Annotated in this window: 10 protein-coding genes; 4 read left to right on the top strand and 6 right to left on the bottom strand. The window is 57.8% G+C overall.

Annotated features, from left to right (window positions below; genetic code table 11):
• The 4 genes from ACR0AM_RS21130 to ACR0AM_RS21115 form a co-directional block, all read right to left on the bottom strand.
• Positions 1 to 819: NAD(P)/FAD-dependent oxidoreductase (locus ACR0AM_RS21130; RefSeq protein ID WP_480623944.1), on the bottom strand; the 819-nt coding region annotated here is incomplete at its 3' end.
• Positions 820 to 873: 54 nt separating this feature from the next.
• Entirely contained in the window at positions 874 to 1,764 is an 891-nt protein-coding gene (gene dapA / locus ACR0AM_RS21125) for a 4-hydroxy-tetrahydrodipicolinate synthase (protein WP_480476250.1), read from the bottom strand.
• Between the two features lie 10 nt (positions 1,765 to 1,774).
• Positions 1,775 to 3,025 carry an NAD(P)/FAD-dependent oxidoreductase gene (locus tag ACR0AM_RS21120; RefSeq protein WP_480476252.1) on the bottom strand — a complete coding sequence of 417 codons (1,251 nt, stop codon included), beginning with the start codon at positions 3,023 to 3,025 and terminating at the stop codon, positions 1,775 to 1,777.
• A 28-nt stretch (positions 3,026 to 3,053) separates the two neighbouring features.
• Positions 3,054 to 3,761, bottom strand: a complete 708-nt coding sequence (locus ACR0AM_RS21115; RefSeq protein ID WP_480476254.1) for an SDR family oxidoreductase — start codon at positions 3,759 to 3,761, stop codon at positions 3,054 to 3,056.
• A 122-nt stretch (positions 3,762 to 3,883) separates the two neighbouring features.
• On the opposite strand from ACR0AM_RS21115, the gene gcvA reads away from it, so the two are divergent.
• Positions 3,884 to 4,756: a transcriptional regulator GcvA gene (gene gcvA / locus ACR0AM_RS21110; protein WP_480476256.1), complete on the top strand. Its 873-nt coding sequence runs from the start codon at positions 3,884 to 3,886 to the stop codon at positions 4,754 to 4,756.
• Between the two features lie 274 nt (positions 4,757 to 5,030).
• Here the strand turns inward: gcvA and ACR0AM_RS21105 are convergent, their stop codons facing one another.
• A complete protein-coding gene (locus ACR0AM_RS21105; RefSeq protein ID WP_480623943.1) occupies positions 5,031 to 5,540 on the bottom strand; it encodes a nucleoside deaminase in 510 nt (169 codons plus the stop codon).
• A 137-nt stretch (positions 5,541 to 5,677) separates the two neighbouring features.
• Positions 5,678 to 6,355, bottom strand: a complete 678-nt coding sequence (locus ACR0AM_RS21100; protein ID WP_480623942.1) for an ankyrin repeat domain-containing protein — start codon at positions 6,353 to 6,355, stop codon at positions 5,678 to 5,680.
• 54 nt (positions 6,356 to 6,409) lie between these two features.
• On the opposite strand from ACR0AM_RS21100, the gene ACR0AM_RS21095 reads away from it, so the two are divergent.
• From ACR0AM_RS21095 to ACR0AM_RS21085, 3 genes are all read left to right on the top strand, one after another.
• Positions 6,410 to 6,907 carry a WGR domain-containing protein gene (locus ACR0AM_RS21095; protein WP_480623941.1) on the top strand — a complete coding sequence of 166 codons (498 nt, stop codon included), beginning with the start codon at positions 6,410 to 6,412 and terminating at the stop codon, positions 6,905 to 6,907.
• Positions 6,908 to 7,023: 116 nt separating this feature from the next.
• Positions 7,024 to 8,640 (top strand): phage minor head protein, encoded by a 1,617-nt coding sequence (locus ACR0AM_RS21090; protein WP_480623940.1) that lies wholly within the window; start codon positions 7,024 to 7,026, stop codon positions 8,638 to 8,640.
• Positions 8,637 to 8,990 carry a hypothetical protein gene (locus ACR0AM_RS21085; RefSeq protein WP_480478399.1) on the top strand — a complete coding sequence of 118 codons (354 nt, stop codon included), beginning with the start codon at positions 8,637 to 8,639 and terminating at the stop codon, positions 8,988 to 8,990. Before ACR0AM_RS21090 ends, ACR0AM_RS21085 begins: the two co-directional genes overlap by 4 nt.
• Positions 8,991 to 9,149: the final 159 nt, after the last annotated feature.

Here is a 9,149-nt window from a genome sequence, read left to right as displayed (position 1 = left end):
TCCTTTCCTTGCAGAAGATGTCTTCTGCAGTTTGCCGCAAAGCGCGACGGTTGGCTGCAGACGCCATCCACCCCATCCGCGAAGCAGACGCGCGACGCCCAATTGAACACCGGTTATCCGGGCGCTGCGTTCAAATCCGGTCACATCAGCGCGGCGTACGATACCGCCCAAGCCTTCGAAACGCTCTACAAGCCGCTCCACGAACTTAAAGGGATCCGCCAAAGTTCGATTGTCTGGCAGTAGGATGGCTTTGGTTATCTGATGGGTAATTTCCGGCTCGAGAATACGGATGGCCGCGGCGTCCAACACCTCATAGTCGAAGCCAAACCGTTCCAACATATCGATGCGTTCGCGGTCAGCCTGGAACTCGGCCTCATTGGCGTAAAGGGATAGGCACCCTGTTTGCGACAGCTGCTCCTCCATGCCAATTTCGGCCATCAGGCTCTGCGTGTCCGCCAATGAATGCTGACAAAGCGCCGCGCCCGCCGCTTCCAATCGCCTAACAGTGGACGGGCGGCTTGCAGCCAAAAAGCGGATGAACCAAGGGATCAGACGCGGCATGTAGCGCGGACTGACCCGGATCGGTCCTTCCGGGTCCATCATCCAGCCGGGAATCTGCTTCCATGTCGAGGGGCGCGCCACGGGCATGAATTCACTCACCGCAATCGACGCCATGTTGCCGAAGGATGCACCTGAACCGGGAGCGTCCCGGTCGATCAGCGTCACGTTTCGCCCTCGCTTCTGCAGGTCATAGGCGATGGCGGCGCCGATCACTCCGGCCCCGATGACAATTGTGGTTGTTGCAGTTGATGTGCTCATGGCACGCTACCTAAAATGCTGGACTTGGGGCGGCGGCCACCCCAAGCACAAGAGTCACATGGCCTGGATCGGCTCCAACGCCTCTTTCAAAGCGGCCTTTTCTTCATTGGTCAGCGGACCCAGAGGTGCACGGCATTCGCCCACCGGCAAGCCCTGCAGTTCGCAACCATACTTAATCTTTTGCACAAACTTGCCGCTTTCGAGGATGTTCATCGCACGGTACAGCTTGGCCATGATTTCCTTTGCCTTGGTCAGCTCACCCGCCTTGTAGGCGCGATCCAGATCGCAGCAGGCTTTGGCCAGGAAATTCGACGGGCCGCAAATCCAGCTGTCCGCGCCCCAGAACATAAAGTCCAAAGCGATGTCGTCCGAGCCTGAGATCAGTTGGATCTTGCCTTCATACCGAGTGGCAATATCGATTGCGCGCTGCAACACACCCGAGCTCTCCTTGATTCCGATGACACGCGGGTTGTCTGCGAAGTGATCCATCAGCTCGAAACTGATATCGCTGCCGTCCTTGGCCGGGTAACTGTAAAGCACCAGATTCACATCAACCTCGGCCAGCACAGTTTCATAGTGCCTGATCAGTTCGTCCTGCGTCGGACGGGTGTAGAAAGGCGGCGCCAACAGCACGTTGTCATAGCCGATCTCCTTGGCCATGGCGGTCTGTTCGATCACTTGCCGTGTAGCGGGCGCGTTGGTGCCGGCGATCAGAATCTCGTCATCGTTGGCGAACTCCTTGACGAATTGCAGAACCTGCTGCCGTTCCTCGGTCGACTGGCTGAAATATTCGCCGGTCGAGCCATTTGGCACCCAGCCCGTCACGCCCGCATCCCGGAAATGGGTCAGGAGGGTTTCGAAGGCGTCAAAGTCGATCTTGTTCGCCGCATCAAACGGTGTGACCAAGGCGGGCATGACACCCGAGAGTTTCACATTGTAGCTCATATCAACTTCCTCAGATTACGGCGCGTTCGATGACGCGTTCGCCTTTGGCAAAGCGCTCATAGAGAAACGGTGACAGGTCCATCGAACGAAATTCGCCATAGATGATTTGCTCGGCGACACCCCGACCTACTGCGGGGCCTTGTTGCGATCCATGCCCTGATGATCCGTTGGTAAAATGGAAATTCGACACCTCGTCATGCGGACCTATCACCACGTTGAAATCGAACGTGTTGAAATCGTAGTGCCCAATCCAATAGTCGATGACTTCAACATCCTTGAACTGTGGAATACGGTTGCGGATGATCGGGTGAACCTTGTCTTCCCAGATGGTTTCCTCTGCCGAAAAGTCGTCTGGGTCGACGGTTGCATCCTCGCCCAGAGGCGGACAGCCAACCAGGTAATCATCGCCGAATTGTCGGAAATGCACGCCTGTCGGGTCGATGGTCAGGGGCAGGTCGCGATCCAGCGGTTTTTTGGCGCGGAAAATGAACGTATAGCGCCGCTTGGCTTGAATATCGAGTTTGACACCGGCCATACCGGCGATCGTTCCGGCACGGGTTCCTGCGGCATTGACGATGGCGCCCGCCGCAATGACTTCGCCTGTGGCGAGGGTCACGCCGGTTACCTTGTTGCGGTCGCGCGTGATCGCGGTGACTGTGTTCTGAACATAGTCGACACCGCCTTCGACCGACTTTTTGATAAGCCATTCGATCATCAGAGGGGCGTTGTAATAGCCTTCGTCGACGGTGTTCAGGCTGCCCGCTTCGATGTCATCGAGGTTGTAGAACGGATACGCTGCCGCAATCTCTTCGGGCGCCACCATTTTGGTGCCTGCACCACATTCCTCCTGAACGCTTTGGTCCCGTTGCAGAACCTTGGTCAAATCCGGGGAGTCAGAGAGATAGAGATAACCGAAGTTGCGGATGCTGAGTTCGGGCACCTTCGGGTCACCGCCCAGGTTTTTGCGAAAATCGCGCACGAACTCTGCCGCGTACTGCCCAATCTTCACGTTGATTGGGTTGGCAAACTGCTGGCGCATGCAGTTGTTCGAGGCCCCGGTCTGGGCCTTTGAGAAGGTCGGGTCGGGCTCAACCACAAGAACCTTGCCCTTGAAGTCAGGATTCGAGGCCAGAAACCACGCAGTGCAGGCCCCCATCGTGGCACCGCCGATAATCACGACGTCATAGGCATCATGCTTCGGGGTTGCTGAAAACACAGGGAGATCCATCTCCCAAGAGGAGTCTTTCGAAGTCGGTTTCATGATTTTGTCTTTCGCGCTGGAACTCGGATCAGACCGAGCGTGTAATGCCGCCATCCACGCGGATGTTCTGGCCAGTTATATAGGCGCCGCCTTCCGAGGCCAGGAAAGCCACGGTCGCGGCAACTTCGTCATACGATTTGCCGTACCGCTCCATTGGGATCTTCGCCAGGAAATCCGGGTTTTCCGGCAGGCTGTCGATGAAGCCCGGCAAGACGTTGTTCATACGAACGTTGTCGGCGGCGTATTTGTCCGCAAACAGCTTGGTATAGGCCGCAAGCCCCGCTCGCATCACGCCCGAGGTCGGGAAAACCGCATCGGGTTCAAACGCGGCAAAGGTCGAGATGTTGATGATCGTGCCCGACTTCTGTTCAAGCATAATCGGCGCTACAATCCGCGTGGCACGTACAGAGTTCAGGAAGTAAACCTCCATGCCCTCATGCCAGTCGCCGTCGCTGATTTCCAGCACCGGCGCCCGCGGACCGTGACCGGCCGAGTTGACCAGCACATCGACGCGACCCCATTTCTCCATGGCCGCATCGACGAGCTTCTGCATGTCCGCGCTGGATTTGTTGGTGCCGGTCACGCCGATACCGCCCAATTCCTGTGCCAGAGCCTCGCCCTTGCCCGACGAAGACAGAATGGCGACATTGAAGCCGTCAGCCGCAAGCCGACGGGCGCTGTCTGCTCCCATGCCGCTGCCGCCGCCCATAATGATCGCTACTTTCTTGTCAGCCATTTTCCGTCTCCGTGAACCTCGTTGTATCCGTCTGGGTCCAACATCGGGCCTATCACAGCATTTGACCAATCAGTAATTCTGTCTTAACGCTGTAGAAATTCTACTCCCTTGGAGCAAGTACCATGCGCAAGCTACCACCATTGAACTCTTTGAAGGCTTTCGAGGCTTCGGGGCGTCATCTAAATTTCCGGCTTGCCGCGGAAGAGCTTGGTGTCACCCAGGGTGCCGTTGCGCAACAGGTGCGCGCGCTTGAAGAGTTGTTGAAAATCAAACTGTTTGAACGACAAGCCCGCGGATTGTCATTGACGGATGAAGGCCGGAAATACCTTCCCCCGATCCGCCGCGCCTTCGAGATGATGGCCGAAGCAACAGCCAATCTGTCGCCTCAGGACACCGTGGTGACAATCAGCTCAACCCCCTCTTTTGCAACAAAGTGGCTGGTGCCAAAACTGGGGACACTTGCCCTGGATCACCCCGAGATTCGCGTTCGCATGGACGCATCGAACGCGCTTGCGAATTTCCAGACAGATGGAGTCGACATTGCGATCCGTCAGGGCAAGCCCCCCTTCGGGCCGGGCCTTCTGGCGGAGCCGCTGTTCAATGCAGAGCTGATTGCGGTCTGCCATCCGGACCTTGCCGATGGCTCTAACTCGATCCGTTCCCCACAAGACCTGTTGACCCAGGTACTGCTGGAAGACACTCATGGCCAATGGCCCCTGTTTCTCGAAGCCGCACTTGGCGATCAGCCTGTTTCGGCTCTCAAGACAATGGCGTTCAGCCAAACGTCGCTCGCGATTGATGCTGCAATTGCCCGACAAGGCGTGGCGCTGACGAACCGGGAATTTGTCGAAGCTGATCTTCAATCTGGCCGGCTTTGCCAGCCGTTCGATATCTCGGTGACGACGGAAGAGGGATATTACGTGGTGGCCCCTCGAGCCCCCAGGAAACCTGAAGTTGTGGCAACAGTCAGGAATTGGTTGAAGGAACAAGCGTAGCTCGCAGGGCGGAAGAGCGCTCAAGTCCGCCGCCTCGTTCCAAAGCAATTGTGGCGCGTGATGATTCCCCGACTTTCTCACCTTCTTTGCAATCGACAGCATTGTCCGCTCTTCTGAACTCCGCCTGTATTCGAGCTTTGCTCGCGCAGCGAATGTCTCCTCTGATGAGCCGCACCGCAGCGATGGTGATCAAGGTCGAACGACGGCTATTTGCCGACTTCCCACCGTGGGAGGCGAATGCAAAATGAAACGTCGCTGATGGCTGAGAACCATTCTAACTGCAAAGCTTCGGCGAACCTGCGCTCGTGATTTTCCGGCCGTAGAACATGAGGCGGACTCCAGCCCAGTATGCCGCGGCCTCACACATGGGACATGGCCGGGAAGATGAGTACAGAACCGCTCCGCTCAAATCCCGGTCACTGAGACGACGCGCCGCGTCCCTGATCGCGGCCATTTCAGCGTGGGCCGTGGGGTCTTGATCCAAAATGACCCTGCTCCACGATTGGCCAATAATAATGTTATCGCGCACCACAACTGCGCCATACCCCTGATCTCCATGATCAATCGCATACTGACGCATTTCGAACGCGCGCTCCATGAATGTGGCATCCTTGGGATCACTTGGTTGAGGTACTGCGTCGTCCGCCCTTGTAGAAGTTTGGCCTACAGCGGAGCCACTCAATCCAATTGTCAGTGCGCTAAAGCCTGATGCGCCAAGAAAACCACGCCTCGCGAATACGAGGTCGCTGTGGCAGTCCTGTTCACTTTTTCTGATCTTGTCCATTGTGCCGTTACCCGTGAGATGTGTTCAAATCTGTCACCGCTCCACTACGAGAGGAACTTGATTTGAGGTTGGTCTCATCCAAGCTGCCATCGGCACCTGTGAGGTGGAACGCTCCGCTTCAGCCTGCTGGACTGGCCTCAGTCCTCTTTTCTTAGCCGCTCTGCCATCTTAGCAAATCCGCGCAGTTCGGCGTGTTCGAGCGGTGTAGTGCCGTTACGATCGGCAAGCGATCGGTCAGCACCAGCTGCCAACAACGCATCCAGAACCGCAAGATGGTCCAAGCCGCCGTCACCAAGCACAACGGCTTCGACAACTGCGGTCCAATGCAGATTGTTCACATGATCCAGAGGCGCGCCAGCAGCGATCAGCTGTCGAACAATCTCGACATGACCGAGATGCGCGGCTGCAATCAGTGCCGTTCCTTCATAAGGGCTGGTCGTTAGTCCGGGATCGTTTCCCAACTCGATTGCGAGCGTCATCAGTTCTGGATCATTTGCAACGGCCGCAATTGTGACAACGTCGTAGGCCTGACCTTCAAGCGCGTTCATGTCAGCACCGGCCTCAGCCAGTGCACGCAATGCCTCGTCCTCTGAAGCAAAGGCGGCCACATGGGCTGGTGTGCGACCCCGCGAGTCCCGTGCGTTGACGTTTGCCCCTGCCGCAACGAGTTGCCGGATCATTTTTTCGTTGCCGGTGTGAGCGGCTGCGAAGAGACCGTCGTATTGCGCGACCTCATCAGCCGAAGGCGGTGTCTGCGCCGTGCCTGCGCTGGCGGCAAGACCTATCACGAAAGCAAATAGTAGAAAACGAAACATGGCCGATCCTATTACCTACATATTGGTCAGCTATAGTAGTAGCGGATGCATTCAATGTCATTTTCCATTCAGGATCAGAGTCCATTCACGGGAATTGATTTCGCAATGTCATTGGACAGACGGGCTGAGTTTGCCGACAATCGCGTCATGGAACTGACGGCAACCACACCTGTCCACCTGATCCATGTGGACCCCGACATTAACATGGCGCGGTTCTATGGAATAGAATTGCAGCCGACGCTGTTTGGGGAAGTGTCCGTCCTTCGTACTTGGGGACGTATTGGGACAAACGGGCAAGCCATGATGGTGACATATGATGACGAAGCCCAGGCCGGTGAAGCGCTCCAAAACCTCGAAAAGCAAAAGCGACGTCGAGGATATGTTCCGCTCGCCCCGGCTCACATCCACTTTCCAGCCACCGGCCCGCGCCGGCTGAACCGGATCCAGAACTTCCACAACGCCCATCTGCGATCTCCCGCGACGGGCGCCGGGAGCCACTCTCCCAGCCCTCAACCCGTCACCGGAAAACCGGCACGCCTCTCACTCTGGTGATCTTTCGCATGCCGTCGTCCGCAAGAATGGCCCCTGATCAAGGCAACGTTCGGTCGGCTGATCGCTTCTTAACACATTGGCGATACATACCTTCGCGCGGGTCAGCGGGAGGTTCCATGAAACACAGTCTTAGCGAATTTCTCCGCCACGGTGGCAGTGGTCAGTACGTTTTCGCGCGGCAGAACGGAGCCGTGTACGGCTACCGTGCAGGCATTTCGATCAAATCGCTTTTCCCCGGCTATGCGGACCTGCGGACTGATTTCATCGACCAATTGGAACGCGTGATAGCCGACAACACCCGCATGCTGCTGAACGCTCTGACGCCCCCGGACACCGTGCCATTGGCGACCGACGCCAACCTTCGCGATGTTACAGATGCGAAGGAAGAGGCGCTGCGCCTGTGGGATGCGCGCTTGACGGCCATCTTCGAGGAATACGAAACCCACCCGCAACGCTTGCGTCCGTTGCGGGCGGCGATGGAAGAACGCCTGCTTCGGGCCTTCGCGGGCCTGATCAATCAGCTTCGGCAGCAGGATTTGGGGATCGAGCATTACATCTGGCGGTCTCAGGGCGACGCGAAAGTCCGTGACAGCCATGCCGAATACGACGATCAGGTGTTTCGCTGGGACGCCCCGCCCGCTGGCGGCCATCCGGGGCAGGCGCACAACTGCCGCTGCCATGCAGAGCCGATCACGCCAGGGTCGCGGACTGATGCAATTCTTGCAGAACTTGCCCTTCCGGTCGAGGCACCCGTGGACGCCATCTTGCGTCGCCTCGGTCTCCGCGCCATCGCGATCACACCACTTGGAACTGCCGCTCTGGCTGCTTTGGCCGCCAGCGGCGCCCTGCAGGAATTCACGCGTCTGGCCACCGGACGTCGGCTCCAACGTGCGGCGGAGATCCTTGGCGTCAATCCCGGAACGGCCGAAGGGCTCCTTGCGGCTATGGCCCACGAACTGGTGCAGGAAGCGGTCATCTCTGGTCTCGGGTCCAGTTTGCCGAAGTCGGTTGAGGCCGCGCAGATCGCAGGCCAGGCGGCCGCGCTTTACGAGATGTTGAACCCTGGCACCATCGTGCGTGTCGTCGAAGGGGATCCTGCCGCACAACTTGCCCTCGGAGACTTCGTGCAGCAAGGCTATAACGCATTCGCGGAAGGCCGGTTGCGGCTGCAGGACGGCACGATTGCCCAAGGTTGGGTCGAGGTTTTCCCGGAACTCACTGAGGGCGAGCGCCGGTTGGGTGAACTTCCTGGCTTCACGCCGGAACGCATCGACCAGTGGCTGGAAACCTATCCGGTCGAGACCCTTGGTCTGCCGAACCACACGGGCTCGCCCGCCGTCGAAGACCCGACCGGCAACATCTTTTCCACGCCGATTCCGGATGCGGCGGGTCCGAGCATTGTCGAGGCACGTCGGAATGAGGCCTTCACCACCCCCGACGGGAATACGATTGGCGACCATGGCAGCAAGGGCGACGGGCTGGAGTACATCACAGGAAAAGGGCACACTGCCGAACAGATCGATGACATCATTGCCAATCCCCGCCCCGATCTCAGCGGCATCGTCGCCGGACGTGGTGACTATAGGGGTCATGACATGACCTTGCTGACTGGACAGGACGGGCACTGGGTACTCTTGGGTCCGGAAGGGCACGTCGTCGCCGTAAGCAATAGGAACCGTCCTCTTCGGGACAGAGAAAATGAACCTGACCCGATCATCAGGCCGTTGGAGTGAAAGTGAATATGCAAAATGAGTTTGACGAAATGCTGGACAAGCTCGAAACGGGGGCCTTCGTGTACGTCGAGCCTTCTAGCAAGATGCTTGAATTCAACGAATACATAGCATCTCGGGGCTATAGCGTAGCCAGACTGGAGGTTGTGCGGCTCGAGGGCCAAGGGCCAGGGCGTGCTTTCGAGTACGACTTCCTGGCGAACGAGACCCCAGGCTACGAAAGGCAATGGCAGATCTTTATCGATCCGAAGCGATCTGCCGCAAATATCCGCGACATCGTGCAGCGCGCGTTGAGCGAGGGCGGCGAGTACCGATATCTGGTATGGGCCGAGGTGCCACCGTCCGGAGAATGACCGGTATGGGAAAGAGTAAAGGAAAAGGTGGATGAGGGGGACCGCGTTGCACGAATAGCGCTTGGGCCGGGATTGCCAACTTATTCTGCACTGATTGCAAAAGTCTGATGCGGGTACGATCACGCGGTCATGTCAAGTGCGTAGCTCCGCCACTGATCG

The organism is Ruegeria sp. AD9 (assembly GCF_056542305.1).
This window is presented reverse-complemented; position numbering and strand designations above follow the sequence as displayed.

Coding starts and splice junctions, on each gene's coding strand:
- ACR0AM_RS21095 (WP_480623941.1), top strand. CDS start 6,410: ATGTCATTTTCCATTCAGGATCAGAGTCCATTCACGGGAATTGATTTC.
- ACR0AM_RS21120 (WP_480476252.1), bottom strand. CDS start 3,025: ATGAAACCGACTTCGAAAGACTCCTCTTGGGAGATGGATCTCCCTGTG.
- gcvA (WP_480476256.1), top strand. CDS start 3,884: ATGCGCAAGCTACCACCATTGAACTCTTTGAAGGCTTTCGAGGCTTCG.
- ACR0AM_RS21090 (WP_480623940.1), top strand. CDS start 7,024: ATGAAACACAGTCTTAGCGAATTTCTCCGCCACGGTGGCAGTGGTCAG.
- ACR0AM_RS21115 (WP_480476254.1), bottom strand. CDS start 3,761: ATGGCTGACAAGAAAGTAGCGATCATTATGGGCGGCGGCAGCGGCATG.
- ACR0AM_RS21105 (WP_480623943.1), bottom strand. CDS start 5,540: ATGGACAAGATCAGAAAAAGTGAACAGGACTGCCACAGCGACCTCGTA.
- dapA (WP_480476250.1), bottom strand. CDS start 1,764: ATGAGCTACAATGTGAAACTCTCGGGTGTCATGCCCGCCTTGGTCACA.
- ACR0AM_RS21100 (WP_480623942.1), bottom strand. CDS start 6,355: ATGTTTCGTTTTCTACTATTTGCTTTCGTGATAGGTCTTGCCGCCAGC.